The sequence below is a fragment of the Metabacillus fastidiosus NBRC 101226 genome, from assembly GCF_001591625.1.
Taxonomy (GTDB): domain Bacteria; phylum Bacillota; class Bacilli; order Bacillales; family Bacillaceae; genus Metabacillus; species Metabacillus fastidiosus.
This window is the reverse complement of sequence record NZ_BCVG01000023.1, coordinates 1-23,210: the sequence shown is the minus strand read 5'-3', so window position 1 is coordinate 23,210 and position 23,210 is coordinate 1. Positions and strand designations below refer to the sequence as shown.

The following is a 23,210-nucleotide window of genomic DNA, read 5'->3' as shown; positions in this document are numbered from 1 at the left end:
ATTAAGAAAAATCGAGGTGGCTCACTTTGATACATTTTCATGAAGTTTCAAAATTATTTAACGATGGGGCAAAAGAGATCGAAGCATTAAAAGATATTAATCTTACAATTGAGAAAGGTGATATTTTCGGTGTCATCGGATTTAGCGGTGCAGGAAAAAGCACACTCCTTCGTATAGTCAATTTATTGGAATACCCAACTTCCGGAACAGTCATTGTCGAAGGAAGAAACTTAGTAGCCCTTTCTAACAAAGAATTAAGAGAAGCTAAAAAGAATATCGGAATGGTTTTCCAACACTTTAATTTACTTAACTCAAAAACTGTTTTTCATAACATAGCGATGCCTTTGCTATTAAGTAAAAAAGGGAAGGAAGAAATTAAAAATCGTGTAGATGAACTTCTTCATTTTGTCGGCCTGGAGGATAAAGCAGAAAGTTATCCAGACCAGCTTTCAGGCGGTCAAAAGCAAAGGGTTGGTATAGCTCGTGCACTAGCAACAAATCCATCTATTTTATTATGTGATGAAGCAACATCTGCACTTGATCCGCAAACTACAACATCAATTTTACAATTACTAAAAAGAATAAATAAAAAATATAATATTACAATTTTAATGATCACTCATGAAATGGAAGTTATTAAGCAAATTTGTAACAATGTAGCCGTCATGGAAAATGGACGCATCGTTGAATCAGGGCAAATCATTAATATTTTTGCTAATCCTGAAACAGAAACGACACGTAATTTTATCCGCTCAGTCATACGCGATGAAATTCCTGAAACAGTATATAAATTATTAAGCGAAAAAGATAAATTCAGCCGTATTTTCAAAATTGATTTTCTTGGTTTAAGTACCGGGCAGCCTCTCGTCTCCAGAGTAGCAAAAATGTTCGATGTACAAATTAATATTTTATACGGTAACATTACTGAACTTCAGAACATTCCATTCGGTAACTTAATTGTTGAATTAATCGGTGACAATAGAGAAATTGATAGAGCTTTAAAATTTATTCATGACCAAAAAGTGAAAGTAACGGAGGTGACTGTCAATGGAAGTAAGTACGGAGCTCATTTTGAAAGCTTTGTGGGAAACGCTCTACATGGTTAGCATTTCACTCTTTTTCGGAAGCATCCTCGGAATATTCCTTGGAATTTTACTAGTTGTTACGAGAAAGGGACATATTTTAGAGAACAAATTTATCTTTTCTATTGTAAATCCAGTCGTTAATATTTTTCGTTCCATCCCTTTCATTATTTTACTTGTTGCTATTATCCCGCTTACGCGATTGATTGTAGGAACATCAATCGGAACAACGGCAGCGATTGTCCCACTTGTTCTTCATGTTGGTCCATATATATCAAGGCTTGTTGAAAATTCACTGTTAGAAGTAGATGAGGGAATTATTGAAGCAGCAAAATCTATGGGTGCAACCCCATTTGAAATTATCTCTCGCTTTATTATTCCAGAATCATTTGCATCACTGATCCTCAGTATAACGACGGCTACAATTGGTTTAATTGGAGCAACAGCAATGGCAGGTGCGATAGGCGGCGGTGGACTAGGTGATGTCGCTATAACCTATGGATATCAGCGTTTTAGCACAATTACAATTTTTGTTACAGTTATCATTCTAGTTTTCATTGTTCAGGCTGTTCAAGGCATTGGAAATATTCTTGAAAGAAAAATTAGAAGACTATAAAAACTTTTCAGTTACTAGAAGCTTCAATATATCTTTGCTTATTATTAGAGAAGTTCAATCTGGCTTTACTGTCTGCCATCCACTATAAAATTATGGAGGAACTGTAATGAAAAAGATAACAATATTCACTATATTAACGCTTATTATTCTCCTCGCTGGATGCTCAAGCAACAGTACTAACACTCAAGAAAAAGACGAAAAAATTAAAGTTGGTATTAGAAACTATGAACTGCGCACATGGGAATTTTTAAAGGAACAAGCTAAAAAAGAAGGTCTGGAAATTGAAATAGTTAACTTTTCTTCTGCCTATGACCCTAATGAAGCTCTAATAAACGGTGATGTTGATGTAAATGCCTTTCAGCATGTTGCATACTTGGATTCATTTAATTCTAAAAACAATACGAACCTAGTACCGATCGGAACGACCATTATTGCTCCAATCGGCTTATATTCAACTAAATACAAAACAATCGATGAAATTCCAGATGGTGCACAAATTGCTGTGCCAAATGACCAGTCAAATTGGGGACGCGCATTATTACTGCTGCAAGAAGCAAAACTTTTAACGGTCGTTGATGACTTTGACGGCAATGGGGGAGCAGATAAGATAAAAGACAATCCAAAAAAACTTGAAATCGTTCCAGTAGACAGTGCAAGTACACCAAGGGTAATGGAGGATACTGCGGGCTCTGTTATTAACAATGGTGTAGCAGTAGAAGCAGGACTTTCTTTAAAAGATGCATTAATCCATGAAAATAAAACTGCAAAACCATATATTAATATAATTGCAGCAAAAAAAGAGAACCTTGAAAATAAAACTTTTCAAAAATTAGTTAATATCTATCAATCAGAGGAAACTGAGAAATTTATTGAAGATACTTATAAAGGAAACTATATTCCGACATTTATTACATTGGACGAATTAAGTCAATATAAAGAAACATATTCAAATAAGTAAGCGAGGGAACTGTAAATGAGCCAAAACAGAGAAATGAAACTAGCCGCATATTTAGTCGGAACTGGTATACATGTTGCATCATGGCGTCATCCATCAGCAAAGCCCAACACCAGTATTGATATAGAAGCGCTGCAGCATTTAGCACAGACTGCAGAAAGAGGGAAATTCGATCTAGCCTTCATCGCGGACAGTCTGGCGATTAATCCGGAGTCTCATCCGCAAATACTAAATAGATTCGATCCGGTTGTATTAATTACAGCTCTTAGTGCTGTAACCCGAAAGATTGGTGTAGGAGCTACTGCTTCTACCACATATAGTGAACCATACATACTTGCTCGTCAATTTGCCTCTGTTGACCATATAAGCGGTGGCCGGGCTGCCTGGAACGTAGTAACAACGGCTGATGCAACTGGTGAAACAGCACTTAACTTCAGCCGTGATAAACATTGGGAGCATGATCATCGTTATGAAAGAGCGGAAGAATTTATTGACGTTGTACAAGGATTATGGGATTCATGGGAAGACGATGCATTTACATATAATAAGCAAACCGGACAGTTTTTTAACCCTGACAAATTACATGAGCTGAACTTTAAAGGTAAGTACTTTTCCGTTAAAGGACCGTTAAATATTGCCCGCTCCAAACAAGGTCAGCCCGTTATTATTCAAGCCGGCGCCTCTCTTCCAGGACAAAGATTAGCTGCACGGACAGCAGAAGTAGTTTTTGTTCACTGGGATAATATAAAAGAAGCAAAACACCATTATAAAAAACTTAAATCACAGCTAAAGGATTTTGGCAGGAACGAAGATGAGTTACATATTCTTCACGGTATTTCCCCTATTATCGGAGAAACAGAAGAAGCTGCTATCCAAAAATATAATGATTTACAAAACTTAATCGATCCTTATGAAGCTTTAAAATTTGTTTCAGGTTACATGGGTAATGTGGACTTTTCAAAATACTCTCTTGATACACCTGCGAGAGAGATTGAATTTCCACATGTAAACAGTATTCAAAGTAATTTTAATGAAATGAAAAAAATTGTTGAAAAAGAAGATCTAAAAGTTGGAGACTTGTATACAAGATTTTTTGGAGCAGCCAGACGAGACGGATTCATCGGTACCCCAGTTCAAATTGCTGATGAATTGGAGAAATGGTTTACTGAAAAAGCAGCAGATGGATTCATGATACAATTCCCGCTTCTGCCCAATGATTTAGAGGACTTTGTTCGTCTAGTCATTCCAATCTTACAAGAGAGAAAATTATTCCGCTTAGATTATGAGGGAAATACTCTCCGTGAACACCTTAATCTAAAGAAGCCGAAAAATGTATTCATTCAAAAAACAGGAGCATCTAAAAGTTATAGTAAGATTTAGTTGTAAGCAATGAGACGGAGATAGCACAGTATACTGATTTATCAACAAATAAAGATGTATAATGTGCAACCTTTAATCCTCTCCAGGACGATATGGTTATTAAACAGCTCACCTCCAATTTACTTGATAAATGAGTTGTGGGGCTGTCCAATAAGTCCCTGATAAGTTTGAAAAGCAGAAAGGCCCTGTCACCAAATCCTTGATTTTACTGAATTTTCATCGCAGGGCCTTTCAGCAGGGTGTCCGAGAAGGGTTGCTTTTCACCCTTTTCGGACACCCTCATTCCTTTATCATCTATCCGCTATCCCCCATTTCCCCTCTACCTATCTCATTACGGCATTAATATTATCTAAAATCCATATTGTTTCAATGTTTTCCAAGTACTAAAATAAGTGCATAGCAATACTGACAATTGTTTAATTTAATAATTAACATTAATCATAAAGAAGGAAGGTCGAATAAATGACTATTTCTACAGAAGAAAGAAATCAAGTTGCTAAAAATTATGTGGAAGAAGTTTTTGCAACTATTCAAAAACGTAATCCTAACGAAAATGAATTCCACCAAGCAGTTAAAGAAATCTTTGACTCACTTGTACCTGTTTTCGCAAAACATCCAAAATATATGGAAAGCGGTATTCTTGAAAGAATCTCCGAACCAGAACGTTTAATCACTTTCAGAGTTCCATGGGTAGATGATAATGGAAAAGTTCATGTAAACCGTGGTTTCCGTGTTCAATTTAACAGTGCAATCGGACCTTACAAAGGTGGTCTTCGCTTCCACCCATCTGTAAACGCAAGTATCATCAAATTCCTAGGATTTGAACAAATCTTTAAAAATTCCTTAACAGGTCAGCCGATCGGCGGCGGTAAAGGTGGTTCTGATTTCGATCCTAAAGGTAAATCTGATAATGAAATCATGCGCTTTACACAAAGCTTCATGACTGAGCTTTGCAAATATATCGGTCCTGATGCAGACGTACCTGCTGGTGATATCGGTGTTGGTGCTAGAGAAGTTGGCTATATGTTCGGACAATACAAAAGAATTCGCGGCGGTTACGAAGCTGGTGTCTTAACTGGTAAAGGACTTGGCTACGGCGGAAGCTTAGGACGTACAGAAGCTACTGGTTACGGTACAGTTTACTTCGTACAAGAAATGTTAAAAGATGCAGGATCAAGCTTTGAAGGAAGCACTGTTGTTGTATCTGGTTCTGGTAACGTATCAACATACGCAATCGAGAAAGCTCAAAGTTTAGGTGCTAAAGTTGTTGCATGTAGTGATTCTGGCGGTTATGTGTATGATCCAAATGGAATCAACCTTGCTACAGTAAAACAAATCAAAGAAGTAGAAAGAAAAAGAATCAGCGAGTATGTAAATGTACATCCACATGCAGAATATCATGAAGGCTGTACTGGAATCTGGTCAATCCCTTGTGATATTGCTCTTCCATGTGCTACACAAAATGAAATTAACGAAGAATCAGCTAAACTTCTAGTTGCTAACGGTGTTAAAGCTGTTGGTGAAGGTGCAAATATGCCTTCAACATTAGAAGCAATCGAAGTGTTCTTAACTAACAGTGTTCTTTTCGGACCAGCAAAAGCTGCTAATGCAGGTGGCGTTGCAGTTTCTGCTTTAGAAATGGCACAAAACAGCATGAGACTTGCTTGGACATTCGAAGAAGTTGATGCAAAACTTCACGACATCATGGTTAATATTTACAAGAGTGCTGTAAATGCAGCTAACGAATATGGTTACCCAGGTAATCTTGTAGTTGGTGCAAATATTGCAGGTTTCTTAAAAGTAGCAGATGCAATGATGGCACAAGGTGTAATCTAATATGGAAGGAGAGAATGGATGCCATTCTCTCCTTTTTATTATGCTTCATGTATTTTAAAAATGACGTTTTTCCACGAAACCAATCTTATTAACTGAAATCCTGTACTGAAGCCGATTATTTAAATCTGCCAAACTTAAAAAATAACCATGTCCTGCTCCGGTATCGATCCCTATCTTATTTTCTGAAAGCCAAAATTCACCTGTTGGCGTACCGAGCCGATATGCCGGCGTATGCCCGAAGACGATCGTTTCATCATGTTGAAATGATGAACAGTAGAATGCTTCACGGATTGTTATAAAGTCTTCAAATTTCTGATCTTTTAGTGCAATACCAGGCCTGATGCCTGCATGAACAAACAAGAAATCTGATTCTTTATACCAATAAGGTAATGAAGAAAAAAACGGCTTCCACCTCTGTGTAAATATATCTTTCTTCATATTTTTTTCAATCACGCGCTCTTCGTGGTTCCCTCTTAAAGCAACCGCTCCCTTTTGTACAAGCTCCTCAATTATCTCAAGTGTTTTAAAATTATCAGTATTTTCTCCAATATAATCTCCCAGGAGAAATAAACGATCTTGATCGGGATTATACCCTGAATATGTTAACAGGCTTAATAATGAATCACCATGCCCATGAATATCTGATATAGCAAGTATCCTTCCCAATATTTAACCTCCTTACTTGCTTCGAACTGTCTGCTCTAATTTCTTCTCATCCTTTTTAGCAAATACCAATGTATCTTTAAGAGGAAATTCAAGATGTACAATTGTATCTATTGGAAATGCTTTTTCATGTAAGACAGTCACTCTTCCACCCGCAGTATGAATGATAATTCTCCACTTCTTCCCTTCATAAACAGTGTGTATTACCTTACCTTGTAAGCAATTATCATTCAAAGCAGCAGATGTCTGCTCTAACACTTTAATATCCTCTGAATTAATCATGACAACAGCTTCATTTCCTTCCTTTACTTCCCCTTTTCCAGTAATCAGCGTCTCTCCAATTAGAACAGTTTGCCCATCAGACAGTTGCTCATTTACAGCTATCCCTTGTAATCGATTTGTCATTCCTAAAAGCCCTGCTACCCATAATGAAGCAGGCTGTTCACATACTTGTTTCGGGGTACCCAGCTGCTCAATACTGCCATCCCTTAAAATAAGAATACGGTCTGCAAGGGCATATGCTTCAAGCGGATCATGTGTAACATGCAAGACTGTTGTACCTAACTGGCGAAGTAAATATGAAAGCTCATTTCTCATTTCATACCGCAATTGCATATCTAGATTCGAAAGCGGTTCATCCATCAACAATAACTTAGGTTCAGTAGCTAAAGCTCTTGCGATTGCCACCCTTTGCTGTTGCCCCCCTGATAATTGCACCGGAAAGCGATTCTCTAACCCCCTTAAGCTTAATAATTCAAATAATTTATGTTTCTTCTCTTCAATAATATGCTTTTTTACTTGTTTTAATTTCAGGCCGTAAACAATATTTTGCTCAATAGTCATATGAGGCCAAAGAGCATAATCTTGAAACACCATATTAATCGGCCTTCTCTCTGGAGGCATGAGAAATTTGGAAGAAGAGAGCAATTCATTATGAAGGATAATTTCCCCTGAGCTAGGAAGCTGCAAACCTGCTACCAGCTGAAGCAAAGTTGATTTCCCGCAGCCTGAAGGTCCAAGTATACTAATAATTTCTCCAGTATTAACGGAAAATGAAATATCCTTCAATACTTGCAATCCATTAAAATTCTTCGATATGTTTCGAATGATTAACGACATATTCATCCTCCTGTACATGACTTACTGACTTGTTAAAGCTTCTTTCACCTAGAAATTTAATTATCATAATAATAATGACGACAGCTGTTCCACTCGTTATCGTTGCTGCTGTAGCATAACCGTAATTTAAATCTTCAAATGCCCGATTAATAGCAACCGGTAAGGTGATGAAGCTAGGCGGATAAAGAATCGTAGAAATAGCCAAATCAAAAACACTTGTCCCAAATGCTGTTAATACTGCCGTTAGTAGCGATGCTTTAATAAGCGGCACAAGCACATAACGAATCCTTGAAATTAATGGTGCTCCTTGGAGGGCAGCAGAGGATAGAAGACTCTGTGGAACTCGCGTCATGGAGCTAAGGATTAACCTCGTGGAAATTGGAATAGCACCCGCAATACTTGCCAGCACTAAAATCCAGGGTGTCCCGTACAAATGCAGATTTATTGATTCCAGCCATGATTGATTCCAAATAAAAATATAGCCTATTCCAAGCACGACTCCCGGTACAGCTAAAGAGATGATAGATAATGAATCAATTAACGGACGCAATTTAAAATTAGTAAATACAAGTACATATGTAATCATAAAACCTATTCCTAAACTAACAACAGCCGCTACGCCTGCTATTACTATCGAATGGATCAGCCCTTGTATTACGGTTGATTCAATGTTTAATAAGGAAAGATAATGATCCACCGTAAAGTTATTAAGTGAAATGCCGTTGCCAATCGTTTTCATAAATGAAACTAATAGATTACTCCCAAGCGGAATTCCTAAGGCAATTAATAGAAAACATATATTTACTATCATAAATAAAGGGGAATATTTCCCTTTTTTAGGTTTATAACGCTCTGCCCGTTCATTAAGGGAATGGAATTTACCCTTCCTTAATACCCACATTTGAATAGCCATGGCAATAATGATGATTCCAACTAAATAGAAGGAAAGAACACCTGCCATATCAAAACGGATTGGCGCTGTGTAAAGTGCTGTATAAATAGAATAAGGTAATGTCGGAAAACTATATACCGCAGCAAGGGATGCCGGTAATCCAAAGTCACCAATTGTATCCATAAAAATTAATGCTCCACCCGATAAAAAGGCTGGAAGTATTAATGGGAAATGAACGGTACGAAATGCTGACCATACATTTGCTCCACATAGTCTGGCTGCTTCACCATACCTTGCAACATTCCATTCTAATGCTGCGGTTACCGCTAAATACGCATACGAAAATTTACATAATGTCATAATAAAAATCAAACCAAACGGCTGAAAAATGAACTCTGTCACCCAGCTAATTCCGAAAATTTGATTTGCTATCCCTTTTCCACTTGAAAAAAGCACCCAGCCTTGTGCAAGAATAAAAGATGGCAAAATCAATAATGCCCATGCTGTAAAATCAAGCCATAATGCTGTTCTGAATTCCACTGTTTTTCGAAAAATAGCAAGTATTCCGCCCAGTGCTGTGCCAAGCACTGCCGTTCCAATTGCAAGAATAAGAGAATTCATAAGTGACTTTCTCCATAACTCGCGCTCAAAAATTTCAAATAGCAAATCCCATCCGGCAAAATGGCCTTCTCCGAAAAACATCCCCGGCAGAACAATTTGTAATAGGACAGCCAAAAGAGGTAAAAATATTAAGATGAAAAGGATAGCAGTAACTACCCACCCCATCATACTTGGGGTGGATAGTGATCTAGAAATCCGTGATAAAACCTTCATTTTACACCTTCCTTTCTTTAAAACAGTCATTATTTAACAGACTGATCTGCAAACCATTCTTTAATTACTGCCTCATTTTCAGCTGACCATTCCGGCTCAGCTATAAGTAAATTTGGATTTTCCAGTCTGTCTGAAGGACCTTTCACATCTGAAACTGAAGAACTATAGTACCCTTCCGCACCTGCTGTTATCATTTCATCCTGTGTTTTCTTTTCTAGTAAAAATTCAATGAATGCTTTTGCTGCTTCAGTATTTTGGGAGCTTTTGCTTATCGCCGCATAGCGAACAGAAGCAGGAGCACCTTCTTTCGGCCACACAATCTCAATTGGTTCTCCATTCTTTTTCATTGTATAAGCATTTGATTCTTGAAGCGCAGCAACCTTAATATCACCGTTCAGGAGAGCCTCTACGACATTTGGGTTTTTCGGATACACTTTTGCACCATTTTCAAACAGATTTCCAAAGAATTTTTTCCCTTCTTCTAAGCCTTTATCTTGAAAGAACCAAGAAACGAATGGATATGCTGGTGCAGCAACAGCTGGGTCAGCCATCCCAACAGCATTTTTAAATTCCGGCTTAGCCAGGTCATCCCATGTAGCTGGTGCTTTTTCTTTACTTATTTCATTTGTGTTATACACAATGACACTGGAGGCATGTGCCCCAGTTGGAAAATATGAACTTGATTTTGATAGAAGCGACTGCCCCAGTTCATTTAGATTTTTTTCATTTTCAGGCTTCCAGTCTCCTAATAAAATTCCTTCCTTATCCCATCTTGCAAAAGCAGCTTGTCCATCCATCCATACAATATCCCAGTTTGGATTTCCTTTTTCCGCAGCAATACGTGATTGAATCTCAGCACCATTCCCGCTGACAAGCTCCACCTTATATCCTGTTTTCTCTTCAAATAATGGTCCAATCATCTCATCAAAGTCATTTAAATAAACGACAAGAGGTTTCGATGGATCTGATTTAGCTGTACTTTCTTTTTCTGTACTCCCGCTGCTTCCCTGTGAACAGCCTGCCATTACTAATAAAAATACTGATAAAAGTGCGATGAATTTTTTCATTAACTTTCCCTCCTTTATATGTCTTCTGTTACAGAATAATGCTTTGCCATTAAGCCCAAATAAAGCTATTGTAAACATCATGTTAAAAAATACTAAATTTATTCAATTATTATATAGATACTATCTATAATGTTTTATACTGGAAGACAGGAAAGGCGGGTGTAAAAGATAATGAATTTACAACAACTGAAGATTTTCGTTTCAACAGCTCAAACTGGAAAGCTGATTAAAACAGCTGAATTATTAAATTTGAAACAGCCTACGGTTACTTTTCATTTAAACCGACTCCAGGAAAATTTAGGTGTCCCGTTATTCACTCAAACTTCATCAAGAAACTGGAAATTAACCGATGCGGGAGAAGCACTTTACTACTACGCTATGCAAATTGTCCATCTGGCAGAGGAGTCAGAAAGAACAATGAAAGAATATAAATCATTGCAGCGGGGGAATGTTTCATTGGGGGCAAGCTATACACCTGCTTCTTATATTCTTCCACCTTATTTATCAAACTTCCAAAAACAGTATGAAGAAGTTCATATTTCTCTTATGGTCAAAAAGGCACCTTCTATTTTAGAAAAGGTGAAAAATTATGAATTGGATCTCGGTGTAATAGCATATGGAAAATTACAAGATAATAATCTATCTATTATTCCAATTATCGAGGATAAATTAGTTTTAATTATGCATCCAGACCACCCTCTTAATCATATGGAAACAATTCGACCTACAGACCTCATCCCATTTCCATTTATTCTCCATGAAAAAAATTCTGTGAGCAGACGCTTAACAGAAAAGTGGGCTTTGGAAAATAATATTGAACTGACAATTAGAATGGAAATAGGCTCTATTCAAACAATTAAGGAAGCAATTGCTTCCAATATAGGCCTTTCAATCGTTCCAAAATTAAGTGTAGAACGTGAGATTAAAGAGGGACGTTTAGTGGAAAAACCACTGCCAAACTATATTAACGAAAGATTTATTTATATTATTTACAGGAAGAATCAGCTGCTTACACCTTTAATGGAGAAGTTTATGAATTTTTTAACGATATCTTTGAAGGAATTAAATAAAGCGGTTAAGTAGAAAAAACAAACCTAACACTACATTTCTACTTTTATTTATAAAAGGAATCAAATAATCTATGAAAAAAAACAATACTCTATCAATTAAAAAAATATTATTTATCTTACTTATATTCCATCTCTTCCTAATCAGTTTTAGAGTAATGTGGATCACATATCACCGTGCTCCTGATCATCCTCAAGCAGAAAAGGGAATTCTGGACCTACGGGGATGGACATTTACTGATAAGGAAACAATTACTCTTGATGGACAATGGGAGTTTTACAAGAACAGTTTCTTAGCTCCTGATTCAAGTATCCCTGATAAAAGAAGCTATGTATATATACCGGAAAAAACAAAAGGCAACCCTCCTAGTAAGTTTGGAACTTATCACTTACGGATTTTACTTCCGAAAAACAGTGACCAGCTATTCAGCATTCATATCCAAAGAATTCTTACTGCATCTAAAGTTTTCGTAAATGGTAAATTAGTAGCGAGCGCTGGGAAGCCAGCAGAGTCTCCACAAAAATATGAAGCTAAAATAATTCCATATTCCGCTAGTTTTCCATCAGAGGACGATATAGTTGATATCATTATTCATGTCTCGAATTATGATTACTCCTCTTTAAGTGAAAACGATAAAATTGCCGGGCTGAAAAACTATAGTCACACTTCCTTGAGCGGAATTACGAAATCAATTAAATTTGGAACAGATACCGCTATTACTAAACAAGGAACTAATTCTATTAATTGGCAAATTATTACCTGTGTTATTTTATTAGTACATTTCTTATATGCCTGTATTTTATATTTAATGGATTTTAGAAAAAAAGAGCTAATTTATTATGCACTGCTCTTGTTATCAGCAATCATATCTATTCTATTTGCTGATGATAAACTACTACTCAACTGGATTTCAATGAATAACGAATGGCATCAAAAATTATGGCGTTTGTCATACGGCAGCATACCAGTACTCACCGTTCATTTTCTCAAATCCATAGTGCTAAAAATAAGTGAACGGAAAATTTTTCACTGGCTTTCGATTTTCTTTATCTGTTTTGCTATATTGACTATAATTTCACCAATACAATATCTTGAATATTTAGGGAAATTTAATCTTTTTATCACTATAGTTTCTTTTACTCTGAGCTTTGTTTTAGTACTTCAGGCAATCCGCAAAGGAGAAAAGGACACAATATTTTTATTGATTGCTCTCACAAGCTGTATTGCCAGCAATTCATGGGGAGTAGCACAATATTATAGACTAATATCGCTGCCTTACTATCCATTTGAAATTCTCATTGCAATGAGCGCATTTGCAATATTTTGGTTTAAGCATTTTATTCGAGTATCAAACCAGAATATCGAACTAGCGGTTAAGCTTCAACAAGCGGATAAAGAAAAAGATGACTTTCTAGCTAAAACATCACATGAGCTGCGTAATCCTTTACACGGGATTATAAATATTGCACAGTCAATTGTGAGTAAAGAAACAAATTCTCATAAAAAAGACTTAGAATTACTCATTGCTATAGGTCGCCGAATGTCCTTTACACTAAACGATTTACTGGATATTTCTCGTCTAAAGGAACAAAGAATCACTTTAAATCAAAGGGAGATTAGTATTCAAGCAATATCTCCTGGCGTAATTGATATGCTTCATTTTATGATTGGGGATAAGAAAATTAAGTTTGTCTTGAATATTCCATCCAACTTTCCGAAAATATTTGTAGATGAAAACCGCTTTATTCAAATTTTATTTAACCTTCTTCATAATGCAGTTAAACATACGGAAGAAGGCAGTATCACTATTAAGGCGGAAGCAGTTGAACAATTTGCTGTCATTCATATAGAGGATACTGGTGTCGGTATAAAAAATGAGATAATTGAGAATATATTTAATCCCTATATGCAGGGAAATCATAGTTTCTCATCAGAAGGTATTGGACTGGGGCTTAGCATATGTAAAGAACTCGTTGAATTGCATGGCGGGAATTTAACAGCGAAATCTGTGCTAGGGAAAGGCTCCGTTTTTTCCTTTACTGTTCCGTTAGCAAATAATTGTACTGAACAACAGCAAAGTGAAGTAGCAGTAACTAAAGTTACCGACCTAATAAAAGATACTGCGATTACGCCCGCTGATACTGTACAAATTCCTAAGCTGAACAAATTCAGACCGAGATTATTAATTGTGGATGATGATCCAATTAATTTAAAAATATTAAGCAATATTCTTTCTGAAAAATATGAAGTTATTACAGTTACAAGCGGAAAAGAAGCTTTGTCTCAGTTAGAAATAGGTGAATGGGATTTAATTATTTCTGATATTATGATGCCTAATATGTCTGGTTACGAATTATGTACTCATATCCGTAAACAGTTCTCTATTTCAGAGCTGCCTATCCTGCTTCTTACCGCCCGCGGCCAGCCTGTGGATATATATACTGGATTTAATTCCGGAGCTAATGATTATGTCATAAAGCCGGTGGATGCAATTGAGTTAAAATCACGAGTTCATACATTAATTTCTTTAAAACAATCTATAAGCAGGCGTCTCAGTATGGAAGCTGCATGGCTTCAAGCCCAAATTCAGCCCCATTTCTTATTTAATACATTAAATACGATTGCCTCCCTAAGTGAAATTGATACGACAAGGATGATCGATGTTCTCGAAGAGTTTGGGAAATATTTGAGAAAGAGCTTTGACACGAAGAATATGCAGCCCCTCATTCCAATTGACCATGAACTTGAATTAGTACGTTCATATTTATTTATCGAAAAAGAACGGTTTGGAGATCGACTAGAAGTGATATGGGAAATAGATCAAACAATTCCTAACTTGCAAGTACCACCATTATCTATTCAGCCCTTAGTGGAAAATGCAATAAGGCATGGGATTCTTAAACGCAGGCGCGGCGGAACGATATTAATAAAAATTGTTCAGTCAACAAAATATAATGAAATAGTAATAAAAGATGATGGAGTAGGAATCGACAAGGAAAAGCTAATAGAAATTCTTACTCATAAACCTGATACATCGAGAGGGATTGGATTGCTTAATACAGACCGCCGTCTAAAACAGTTGTATGGGAGCGGTCTAAAAATTGAAAGTATACTCAATGAAGGGACAACTGTCCGTTTTCAAATACCAAATAAAGATCATTCATTATAAAAGATGCAACTGTCCGACAAGTCTCCAACAGATCTCATAAACTGATTGTGCCTAAAAGGCCCCGTCACCAAATTCGATGACAGGGTCTTTTAGTTATATGACTAATATAAGCTGATCTGATTCACTAAATCTCAATATGATCCCATTCAGTTTTACTACTCTCTTTTAACTGGCTGATTAATCTCTCTGTAATTTTCTCTCCTTTTTCAAAGCCAATTGTTAAAGCGCCATTAACTATCGAATATAAAAAATTATATAAATCAATATTGTTGATCTTATCCTTTTTATTCAGCCAAAGGTTTATTTGTTTTTGTATATTTCTATTCAATAATTTCAAATACTCATATTTCTCCATTTTGACATTTATCACTCCTTCATATGAAATGACACATATCATTACATTATTACCTTGATAACTATACAAATTCTAAACAGTTCTCCAACACTAAAAAGCTTACTAGGGACACTGTTCCTCAGTAAACTTCATCTTCTTCTTAACACTTTATTCCATTCATTAAACCATTTCTCGACACTGCTGCTCGGTGTCTCATTTAACTCTTCTTTTAAGATTTTTTTGAGTTTCTCATATTGCTGTCTCACTAGTAATTGATTATTTCTTTCTGCATAAATCTTCATTAAAGCAAAATGTGATTCCTCTGCTTCCGGCTGAAGGCTGCATATATTTAAATACCATGTAATACTCTTCTCCACATCCCCATGATCATAGTAAAAGCCTGCTACTTTCATAGCCGCTTGTAACCATAGACATTGCAGGCGGTATCGCTCATTTTCCGCCCATAAATAATCATATTCCTGTAAATAATCGCCTGTATATAAATTCATTTTCTCTATGTATTCTTCTATTATTTCCATATTTAATGTAGAATGTGAATTAATATAATTTTCCCATTCTTCCATATCTAAAATAACATTTGTAAGATTTAAAATATATCCCTCTGTTGTATTGCTTATTTGAAAATGCTCACTAAATTTTTTCAGCTTTTTTCGGACATGATACACAGTAGTATACAGCTGCGAATAAGCCTTTTCCAGTTCATGTTCAGGCCAAAACAGTTCAATTAAAAGGGATTTACGAACAAGCTGTTCACGATGTTGAAGTAAGAAAAGGAATAACTCCTTTGTTTTTGCTGTCCGCCAAGGAATATTCTCTATTCTGCCTCCCTCTGCTTCAATCGTTAGCTGTCTAAAAACATTTACTCTTATATTCTCTTCTTGCAAAATCTGTTTTTTCTCATTATTAACATATTGGTTTAAAATTCTTGCTATTGTTTTTTCTAGTCGATCAAATTTGACCGGTTTCATAATATAATCGAGTGCATTAATCTCAAAAGCTTTCACTGCATATTCATCATAGGCTGTGACAAAAACAATATTTACATTCGGCTTCTTCTCTAAAATTTTCTCTGCCAATTCCAATCCATTCATTTCCGGCAGATTAATATCCAAAAAAACAATATCAACTTGCTTATCAGTAATTCCCTCCAAACAGCTTATTGGATCTAAAAATTTATCTATGACTTTAATACCATTAATTTTAACAAGGCGATTTTCTAGGAGGTCTAAGGCAAGCTGTTCATCATCTACTAGGATTATGTTCATCATTTTCTCCTTAAACAAATGTCATTTTACTCAGATAACTATTTCAGTTTCCATCTAATAAGTCTTATTATCTATTCATTATAAGATTGAATAGTACTATACAACAATATAAAACACCTAAAATTATCCTATTAAAGAATTTCATTTTTTGCTAACTTGGTTGACATTAATCAGCATAAACATACAATAATATTAGATAAACTACTATTCTATCATTTATAAATGAAGGGAGGGTCATTATGTGTCAGCCTATTCTAATAAACTGCTTGAATTATTATCAATAGAGAGAAAATGGAATCAGAATTATTTAAGAATAAAAATTTCGCTTAATGACAGTATTGAATTACTTTGGGAGATTGATGAGGAGACAGCAAGTCATTTAGAAAATGCGATTAGTTTTGAAAAAAATTATCAATACAGCCTGTCGTTTAACAGTACTTGGGATGTAATAAAAAAGCAGCATATGAGTTTTTTCATTAAAACTCATGAAGGTAAAAATAAAAACTGCTACTTTATATGTTCGGAACAATACGCAGAGCAGTTAAAAATGATGAAAAATAGTAAAGTGATTACTCAGCTCCAAAACTTATCATTCTTACATGCCGATCATCTAGACAGGGAAACTGCAGTAACAGTAACTCCCAAAAGGAGTTTTCGAAAGCCTATTTTCGTTTCTGCCGCTGCATTTTTTATTTTACTAATGATTGTACTAGCCTATTCCAGCTTCTCATTTTCGAAAAATAAATCGATTGCCCAAGAAACACATGTCACTGCTCAAAGTGCGAAAACAGAGCGAAAACCTAATGTACAAGTAAAAAGTAATATAGGTGATGCCCCCGCTTTCAAGCTGGCGGATCCCATTACATACCACATTCAGGAAGACAGCGTAGCTCTTACATTTGATGACGGTCCATCCAAATATTCCACAGAGATCATTGATATTTTAAAGAAATATAAAGTTGGCGGAACATTTTTTCTTATTGGACAAAATGTTGAGAAATATCCAGATCATGTCCAGTATATTTACTCCCACGGCTTCTCTATCGGCAACCATTCAATGCATCATGCTAATTTTCAGAAACTCTCATACGAAAAACAGAAAAACGAGATTTTCGAGGCAAATAAATTAATAGAAGACATTACAGGAGAACCTGTCAGCCTCTTTAGACCCCCATACGGGGAAAAAAATGATGCAACACTACAACTTTTAGATGAAAATAATCAAAAAATAGTGATGTGGAATAAGGATACCGAAGATTGGAAAACGCATAGTCCTGAAAAAATTATTTATTATATTCAGCACTCGAACATTTCCGGTTCTATCATCCTTTTGCATGAGTCAAAAGCTGTTGTAGATGCATTACCAACAATTATTGAAGAACTGCAGAAACAAAATCTGCGAATAGTTAACCTAAAATAAAAAAAGTATCTCAAAGGTTAAATCTTAGAGATACTTTTCCATCTTTTTGTTTGGAAACTTTTATTTCAGAAAAAATGATTTATTTTGCACTCCTTTTTATATGGAAATTTAACCACTCTTATCTATCTTACATAACTTTCTTTTTAGATATTTCCCCATTCCCCATTTTTCCTACTCACATGAAGCCACTGAAAATCACGATATACCCAACGATTTGGTGATAAATTAGAAAAAAGCTCTATATGTGTTTGAGCATCACAAACAACGAATCGTACAGGATGACCTGCTTCAATTCCATATTGTGATAAACCTAAAATCGAAGCCGGTAAGCTTGTTATCATTTGAAGTAAGGACTGAAGTTCATCCTCGCTTCCCATATGTGCAGCATATGCTGTTAACAGCCCAGCCTGAAGCAAATCTCCATTACCAAACGGATGAAAAGGATCCTGAATATTATCAGAAGCCACAGCAGTTTTTATTCCTGAGTGAAGCAGTTCCTTCACCCTCGTTATTCCTCTTCTAACTGGTCCTTCATCTTCTCTCCCTTGCAGATAAAGATTACTCGCTGGCAGTGTAATAGCCGATAATTCAGCTTCTAACATACGATTAATAATCGTATTAGCTTTTTCTGGCTCAATTGCTGATAATGTACAAAGATGGCCTGCGGTTACTTTACCTTGATAACCTTCAGCTATTGTTTTTTCAGCAAGATAACTGATCGTTTGAATATGGGGATCATCTCTTTCATCTGTATGAAGATCAATTGGGATATTATATTTCACAGCAATCTTGAACAGTTCATCTGTGAATCTTTCATGTTCATGAACAATATGAGGAGCTCCTCCAATAATATCAATACCTGCTTTAATTGCTTCTTCTACTGCTCTCCACATCTCTGCCGAATGCTCCCTGCTGGGAACCATGAGGACATATTGAATATCAACAATATCTCTCAATGATTCCCTCGCCTCCAAAGCAGCATAAATCGTACGAAATGCAATGCTTTCTCCATATTCATATGGAAAATTAAGATGAGAACGGATCGCTACAGTCCCATTTTTAACAGACTGTAGTACAGCCTGCTCTATTCTCCTTTTAATATCTTCCTTTGTAAAACTGGAGATAACTTTATTATAATTTTTGATTGCTTCAAATAATGTACCTGACCTATTTTTTACATTTTGGATCGTAAAAGCCTTATCTAAATGTGTATGGGCATCAACAAAGCCGGGAAGTACTATCCTGCCTGCCAAATCTACTGGTCTTCCTTCCTCATGCTCATATCGCGGTGTAATATCTTGAATAGGTATACTTTCTGACATATACACCATTCTTTCTTGTTTCTGCACAGATACCCAGACACCGTTAACTGCTTTCAATTCGTAAAGATCTAATTCATCTCTCAATGGCAGTCTCGCGTTAATTAAATGCACTTCGCTCATAAACTGTAAAACTCCTTTACAATCTTTACAGCTTGTTCCATTTTGTCATCCCGCCAGATATATTAATAAGATTTTTATATCCTTTTTCTTTTAGAAATTCGCAAGCCTTTAAACTTCTCCTACCTCCGCGGCAAATAAAAAAAATCTCATCCGTTTGCTCAATTTCCCCATATCTATCTGCTAAATCACCTAATGGAATATGTTTAGCACCTGGGATAATTCCCTGTTTCAATTCTTCCTCTTCACGAACATCAATAATAATAGGTTTGTCGCCTTTAGCTAAGCTGGATTTTAAATCAGCGGGTTCAACCTCATTAATACCATCCAGACCGGTGTGCGGCGCCCATTTAACTGCCCATTCATAAATTTCATAGGTTCTTATTTTGTGAACAATGAAAGGATCCTCTTCTACTAACTTTTGTACTTCCTCCAGTGATTGCCCTCTGTAAATAATAAGCCCACCTTCTCCATCAAGGAGCCTTCCATTTCCAGTAACTATTCCATCAATACGCAGCCGCTCTAAATATGCAATATGCGCATCTAAATATTCCGATACTAATTCCTCTTTTGAATTTTTTAAGATGACAGCAAAATATTTCAAAATAACAATCCCCCTCCTAATTATCGAGCAGATGACACAATTTCTTTTTTAGCTATTTGTGCAATACTGCGTCCCGGATGATCCTCTCGTAAATAAGGTCCTTCACCAAAAATCTTTTCTCTATATGTTCCTTCACTATATTCTTTTTGTACTAATCCTCTTTTCTGTAATTCAGGTATAACAAGGTCAACAAAGTCATTGATTGTACCGGGCTGAATAATATGCCCTATATTAAAACCGTCCACACCAGCTTCCTCGACAAAGCTTTCCATTGTATCAGCTACTTGCTGAGGACTTCCAATCGTTAAAGAACTTGTACCAAATGCAAAGAAATTAGCAAGCTCCTCTGCTGACCATTTCTTATCTGGATTAGAGCGTTTAAATGATTCTATAATGCCTCGATTATCACGCTTTTCTACAAATTCAAGCAGCTTATCTGTCCCATATAGAGAAAAATCTATACCTGACCATGCACCAAGTAATGAATATATACCTTCCGTACTTGAATATTTTAAAAGCTCCTCATAGTAGCTTTGTGCTTCGGTTTCCGTTTTTCTGACAATAGGTGTTATTTTAGGGAAAAATAATACTTTCGACGGATCCCTCCCTTGTCTTTCAGCCCGTTCTCTAATATCTTTTACAATAAATTTTGTCGCCTCAACAGTAGGTGTATTTAAGAAAATGCATTCCGCATGTTTTGCCGCAAACTCTCTTCCACGCGTAGAGTTACCCGCTTGGAATAATAATGGTGTCCTTTGTGGAGAAGGTTCGCATAAATGAATACCAGGGACTTGAAAATATTGCCCTTCATGCTGGATATCATGCACTTTTGATGGATCAGTATATACACGATTATTAGCATCCTGAATAACAGCATCAGCTTCCCAGCTTGCCTCCCAGAGCTTATATACAACATCCATGTACTCATCACCGCGATCATACCTGTCAATGAGTCCAATCTGCTTTTCAAGGCCATAATTTTTTGCTGCACTATCCAGATTGGATGTAACAATATTCCATCCAATTCTTCCCCTCGTTAAATGATCCAGCGTCGATAACTTACGTGCAAGCGAATATGGATGTTCATAAGTTGTAGAGAAAGTTGCTGCAAAGCCGAGATTTTCTGTAACAGCTGCCATCGCTGGAATTAAATAACTTGGATCATTAAGCGGTACTTGAATCGCTTGGCGAATTGCTGTATCCCGCTTTCCTTGGTATATATCATAAACACCGAGCATATCAGCGAAAAAAATGGCATCGAACTTGCCTCGTTCTAACGTTTTGGCAAGCTCGGTCCAATAGTTCAAATTTTTATATTCATGAGCCCGGTCTTCAGGATGGGCCCACATCCCAGGAGATGCGGTAGGCCCGGAGATCGTTATAGCATTTAGGTAAATACGTTTTGTCATAAAATAAAGTCCCCTCTCTTCTTATTTCTCCGGTAAAAATTCTGTCGTGAATGCTTTTTGTACATCCTCGTTCTTTTTTAATTCTCCAATTTCATGAAGCTGCTCATTTAATGTTTGCCAGCGTTCAAGTGACATATAGCCAACACCATTCTCAGCCGCCTCACCGCCATAAACAAACTCCTTCTGTAACTTAGCTTCATCGTTTAGTTCTTCAAGTGAAGCATCTTTATTCACTTCCTTCAACGCCTCGCTGCCGACTTCAATATGATCTTTATAAAAATCCCATCCCTTAATTGATGCAGCCACATAAGCTTTCACAATATCAGGGTTTTCCTTTAAATATTTTTCGGTTGTAAAAATAATACTGTAATATGGTTCATAACCGCTGTCAGCGACTAATAAAGATTCAACCTCCACATTTTCTTTTTTCAAACTTGAAGGAGTATTTGTCGTATAACCTTGTGTTAATGATTTCTTATCATTAATAAAGTTTGTATACTGCCCATTAAATTGGAATTCTTCTACCCTGTCTAATTTATAAGTATGCTTTAAATACTTCCAATAAGTTGCAGGCAAATGTGCGTACACTTTACGTCCATTTAAATCAGCAAATGATTGAATTGAATCTCCCTTATGGTAAAACAATGCAGAAGGGCTTTTTTGCAGCAATGCTGCTACACCAACAATCGGAATTCCTTGCTCACGCGCAAGGAGAATTGAATCTGCACTTGCCAGACCAAATTCCGCTTGGCCTGAAGATACAATTTGTACCGGTGATACTTGGGGTCCACCTGGCTGAATCGTCACATCTAAGTTATTTTCTTTATAAAAATCTTTCACCTGTGCTGTATATAGACCACCATGTGTAGGCTGTGGAAACCAATCCAGTACTTGTGTTACTTTTTTAGGCTCACCAGATGTTTCTGCTGAAGATGCTGTATTTTCTTTTGGATTAGACACGGAAGAATCCGTCGTATTCACTGTCTTTCCGCAACCAGCTAAAATCTGTGAAAATACTAAAATAAAGATGAACAAAGCTGTAACTCTTTTTAACATATTAAAACCTCCATTACCGTTAATTTTCTGTTTTCATTTCTGATTCATGCCAAGAGCTTAATAACCGTTTTGAAATATAGTTAACAACAAGAAAGAAACTGATGCCAAGTAAGGATGCCGATAAGCCGCAAGCAAATAAATACGGGGTTTCCAGCCTCATTGCTGCAGATGTAATCGCATAGCCTAGACCTCCTTGACTCCCTCCAATACCAGCGATATACTCACCGACAATAGCCCCGATTACAGATAATGTGCAAGACACTTTAAGTCCTCCAACAATATAAGGAAGCGCCCCTGGAATCCTAAGTCTCCACATCAACTGCCATCTATTTGCGTTATACAAGTAAAATAAATTTTTCAAATTTTGATCTGTCGAATGAAGACCAATCAATGTATTTGATAACATAGGGAAAAAGCTAATAAGAAAAGTAATAACAATAATAGAATTAATTCCTGCACCAAACCAAATGACAATAATTGGTGCAATCGCTACAATTGGAATTGTTTGCAGAATGATCGCATATGGATAAATACTTTTCTCAATAATTCGAGAACTAGCTAATAAAACTGCACTTGAAACCCCAATAATAACGCTAAGTAAAAACCCGAATATAGATTCAATTGCTGTTGTCAAAACCGACTCTATTAAATTAGTACCATTTTCAAACGCTGCACTTGCAATATCAGTTGGTTTAGGAAGCAAATAACTCGGTATATTTAAAAGCTGCAAAATGAACTGCCATAATGTAATAAATACTAGAAATGCTAAAACAGGCAGGAAAATTTCAGAACGAAATGTTTTATACAAAAATTGTTTCCTCAAGCTGCCTTTTTTTGATAAGATGATCGTCTTTGCAACATCTGATGCCATTTATCATTCAACTCCTTTCATTTATCCCAGCCTTAAAGAGCAGTAAGACTCCCACTTCAAAATTCTAAAAACTCGAAGAGGTTAAGTGGGAGATCAACTGCCCTTAAAGG

General features: G+C 36.2%; 19 protein-coding genes. 8 read left to right on the top strand and 11 right to left on the bottom strand.

Going from position 1 to position 23,210, the window contains the following annotated elements; all coding sequences use genetic code 11:
* Positions 1-26 precede the first annotated feature (26 nt).
* The 5 genes from BFA01S_RS08395 to gdhA all read left to right on the top strand — a co-directional run bounded on the left by BFA01S_RS08395 (position 27) and on the right by gdhA (position 5,869).
* Positions 27-1,106, top strand: a complete 1,080-nt coding sequence (locus tag BFA01S_RS08395; RefSeq protein WP_066228341.1) for a methionine ABC transporter ATP-binding protein — start codon at positions 27-29, stop codon at positions 1,104-1,106.
* Positions 1,048-1,698: a methionine ABC transporter permease gene (locus BFA01S_RS08390; RefSeq protein WP_066228338.1), complete on the top strand. Its 651-nt coding sequence runs from the start codon at positions 1,048-1,050 to the stop codon at positions 1,696-1,698. Before BFA01S_RS08395 ends, BFA01S_RS08390 begins: the two co-directional genes overlap by 59 nt.
* A gap of 106 nt (positions 1,699-1,804) precedes the next feature.
* Positions 1,805-2,656: a MetQ/NlpA family ABC transporter substrate-binding protein gene (locus tag BFA01S_RS08385; RefSeq protein ID WP_066228335.1), complete on the top strand. Its 852-nt coding sequence runs from the start codon at positions 1,805-1,807 to the stop codon at positions 2,654-2,656.
* 15 nt (positions 2,657-2,671) lie between these two features.
* Complete coding sequence (locus tag BFA01S_RS08380) at positions 2,672-4,033, top strand: LLM class flavin-dependent oxidoreductase (protein WP_066228332.1); 1,362 nt, start codon at positions 2,672-2,674, stop codon at positions 4,031-4,033.
* 462 nt (positions 4,034-4,495) lie between these two features.
* A complete protein-coding gene (gene gdhA / locus BFA01S_RS08375) occupies positions 4,496-5,869 on the top strand; it encodes an NADP-specific glutamate dehydrogenase (RefSeq protein ID WP_066228330.1) in 1,374 nt (457 codons plus the stop codon).
* Positions 5,870-5,923: 54 nt separating this feature from the next.
* Here gdhA and BFA01S_RS08370 read toward each other — a convergent pair whose 3' ends face one another.
* Genes BFA01S_RS08370 through BFA01S_RS08355 form a run of 4 tightly spaced genes read right to left on the bottom strand, consistent with a single transcriptional unit; the run spans position 5,924 to position 10,444 of the window.
* Positions 5,924-6,535, bottom strand: a complete 612-nt coding sequence (locus BFA01S_RS08370; protein WP_066228327.1) for a metallophosphoesterase — start codon at positions 6,533-6,535, stop codon at positions 5,924-5,926.
* Positions 6,536-6,547: 12 nt separating this feature from the next.
* Positions 6,548-7,651 carry an ABC transporter ATP-binding protein gene (locus BFA01S_RS08365; protein ID WP_066228324.1) on the bottom strand — a complete coding sequence of 368 codons (1,104 nt, stop codon included), beginning with the start codon at positions 7,649-7,651 and terminating at the stop codon, positions 6,548-6,550.
* Positions 7,614-9,377 carry an ABC transporter permease gene (locus BFA01S_RS08360; protein ID WP_082799908.1) on the bottom strand — a complete coding sequence of 588 codons (1,764 nt, stop codon included), beginning with the start codon at positions 9,375-9,377 and terminating at the stop codon, positions 7,614-7,616. Before BFA01S_RS08360 ends, BFA01S_RS08365 begins: the two co-directional genes overlap by 38 nt.
* A gap of 29 nt (positions 9,378-9,406) precedes the next feature.
* The gene (locus BFA01S_RS08355) at positions 9,407-10,444 is read right to left on the bottom strand and encodes an extracellular solute-binding protein (protein ID WP_066228321.1); all 1,038 of its coding nucleotides are present in this window, start codon (positions 10,442-10,444) and stop codon (positions 9,407-9,409) included.
* Between the two features lie 171 nt (positions 10,445-10,615).
* Here BFA01S_RS08355 and BFA01S_RS08350 point away from each other — a divergent pair, with 171 nt between their 5' ends.
* Entirely contained in the window at positions 10,616-11,527 is a 912-nt protein-coding gene (locus tag BFA01S_RS08350) for a LysR family transcriptional regulator (protein ID WP_066228318.1), read from the top strand.
* A gap of 142 nt (positions 11,528-11,669) precedes the next feature.
* Positions 11,670-14,681: a hybrid sensor histidine kinase/response regulator gene (locus tag BFA01S_RS08345; protein WP_066228312.1), complete on the top strand. Its 3,012-nt coding sequence runs from the start codon at positions 11,670-11,672 to the stop codon at positions 14,679-14,681.
* Between the two features lie 124 nt (positions 14,682-14,805).
* Here the strand turns inward: BFA01S_RS08345 and BFA01S_RS08340 are convergent, their stop codons facing one another.
* Positions 14,806-15,036: a hypothetical protein gene (locus BFA01S_RS08340; protein ID WP_066228309.1), complete on the bottom strand. Its 231-nt coding sequence runs from the start codon at positions 15,034-15,036 to the stop codon at positions 14,806-14,808.
* A 128-nt stretch (positions 15,037-15,164) separates the two neighbouring features.
* Positions 15,165-16,301: a response regulator gene (locus BFA01S_RS08335; RefSeq protein ID WP_235842996.1), complete on the bottom strand. Its 1,137-nt coding sequence runs from the start codon at positions 16,299-16,301 to the stop codon at positions 15,165-15,167.
* Positions 16,302-16,542: 241 nt separating this feature from the next.
* Between BFA01S_RS08335 and BFA01S_RS08330 the strand changes: the two genes are divergently transcribed.
* Complete coding sequence (locus BFA01S_RS08330) at positions 16,543-17,721, top strand: polysaccharide deacetylase family protein (RefSeq protein ID WP_066228302.1); 1,179 nt, start codon at positions 16,543-16,545, stop codon at positions 17,719-17,721.
* A 143-nt stretch (positions 17,722-17,864) separates the two neighbouring features.
* Here the strand turns inward: BFA01S_RS08330 and BFA01S_RS08325 are convergent, their stop codons facing one another.
* Genes BFA01S_RS08325 through BFA01S_RS08305 form a run of 5 tightly spaced genes read right to left on the bottom strand, consistent with a single transcriptional unit; the run spans position 17,865 to position 23,100 of the window.
* Positions 17,865-19,163: an amidohydrolase family protein gene (locus BFA01S_RS08325; protein WP_066228299.1), complete on the bottom strand. Its 1,299-nt coding sequence runs from the start codon at positions 19,161-19,163 to the stop codon at positions 17,865-17,867.
* A gap of 25 nt (positions 19,164-19,188) precedes the next feature.
* Positions 19,189-19,764 carry a rhodanese-like domain-containing protein gene (locus BFA01S_RS21830; protein WP_082799906.1) on the bottom strand — a complete coding sequence of 192 codons (576 nt, stop codon included), beginning with the start codon at positions 19,762-19,764 and terminating at the stop codon, positions 19,189-19,191.
* Between the two features lie 20 nt (positions 19,765-19,784).
* The gene (locus BFA01S_RS08315; RefSeq protein WP_066228296.1) at positions 19,785-21,173 is read right to left on the bottom strand and encodes an LLM class flavin-dependent oxidoreductase; all 1,389 of its coding nucleotides are present in this window, start codon (positions 21,171-21,173) and stop codon (positions 19,785-19,787) included.
* Between the two features lie 21 nt (positions 21,174-21,194).
* Positions 21,195-22,229 carry an ABC transporter substrate-binding protein gene (locus BFA01S_RS08310; RefSeq protein WP_066228293.1) on the bottom strand — a complete coding sequence of 345 codons (1,035 nt, stop codon included), beginning with the start codon at positions 22,227-22,229 and terminating at the stop codon, positions 21,195-21,197.
* Positions 22,230-22,248: 19 nt separating this feature from the next.
* On the bottom strand, positions 22,249-23,100 hold the full coding sequence (locus BFA01S_RS08305; RefSeq protein WP_066228290.1) for an ABC transporter permease: 852 nt from the start codon (positions 23,098-23,100) through the stop codon (positions 22,249-22,251).
* Positions 23,101-23,210 lie beyond the last annotated feature (110 nt).

Excerpts from the sequence above, each read along its gene's own strand:
- BFA01S_RS08390 (WP_066228338.1), top strand. The coding sequence starts at position 1,048 with ATGGAAGTAAGTACGGAGCTCATTTTGAAAGCTTTGTGGGAAACGCTC.
- BFA01S_RS08385 (WP_066228335.1), top strand. The coding sequence starts at position 1,805 with ATGAAAAAGATAACAATATTCACTATATTAACGCTTATTATTCTCCTC.
- BFA01S_RS08380 (WP_066228332.1), top strand. The coding sequence starts at position 2,672 with ATGAGCCAAAACAGAGAAATGAAACTAGCCGCATATTTAGTCGGAACT.
- gdhA (WP_066228330.1), top strand. The coding sequence starts at position 4,496 with ATGACTATTTCTACAGAAGAAAGAAATCAAGTTGCTAAAAATTATGTG.
- BFA01S_RS08365 (WP_066228324.1), bottom strand. The coding sequence starts at position 7,651 with ATGTCGTTAATCATTCGAAACATATCGAAGAATTTTAATGGATTGCAA.
- BFA01S_RS08360 (WP_082799908.1), bottom strand. The coding sequence starts at position 9,377 with ATGAAGGTTTTATCACGGATTTCTAGATCACTATCCACCCCAAGTATG.
- BFA01S_RS08355 (WP_066228321.1), bottom strand. The coding sequence starts at position 10,444 with ATGAAAAAATTCATCGCACTTTTATCAGTATTTTTATTAGTAATGGCA.
- BFA01S_RS08350 (WP_066228318.1), top strand. The coding sequence starts at position 10,616 with ATGAATTTACAACAACTGAAGATTTTCGTTTCAACAGCTCAAACTGGA.
- BFA01S_RS08345 (WP_066228312.1), top strand. The coding sequence starts at position 11,670 with ATGTGGATCACATATCACCGTGCTCCTGATCATCCTCAAGCAGAAAAG.
- BFA01S_RS08340 (WP_066228309.1), bottom strand. The coding sequence starts at position 15,036 with ATGGAGAAATATGAGTATTTGAAATTATTGAATAGAAATATACAAAAA.
- BFA01S_RS08335 (WP_235842996.1), bottom strand. The coding sequence starts at position 16,301 with ATGAACATAATCCTAGTAGATGATGAACAGCTTGCCTTAGACCTCCTA.
- BFA01S_RS08325 (WP_066228299.1), bottom strand. The coding sequence starts at position 19,163 with ATGAGCGAAGTGCATTTAATTAACGCGAGACTGCCATTGAGAGATGAA.
- BFA01S_RS08315 (WP_066228296.1), bottom strand. The coding sequence starts at position 21,173 with ATGACAAAACGTATTTACCTAAATGCTATAACGATCTCCGGGCCTACC.
- BFA01S_RS08310 (WP_066228293.1), bottom strand. The coding sequence starts at position 22,229 with ATGTTAAAAAGAGTTACAGCTTTGTTCATCTTTATTTTAGTATTTTCA.
- BFA01S_RS08305 (WP_066228290.1), bottom strand. The coding sequence starts at position 23,100 with ATGGCATCAGATGTTGCAAAGACGATCATCTTATCAAAAAAAGGCAGC.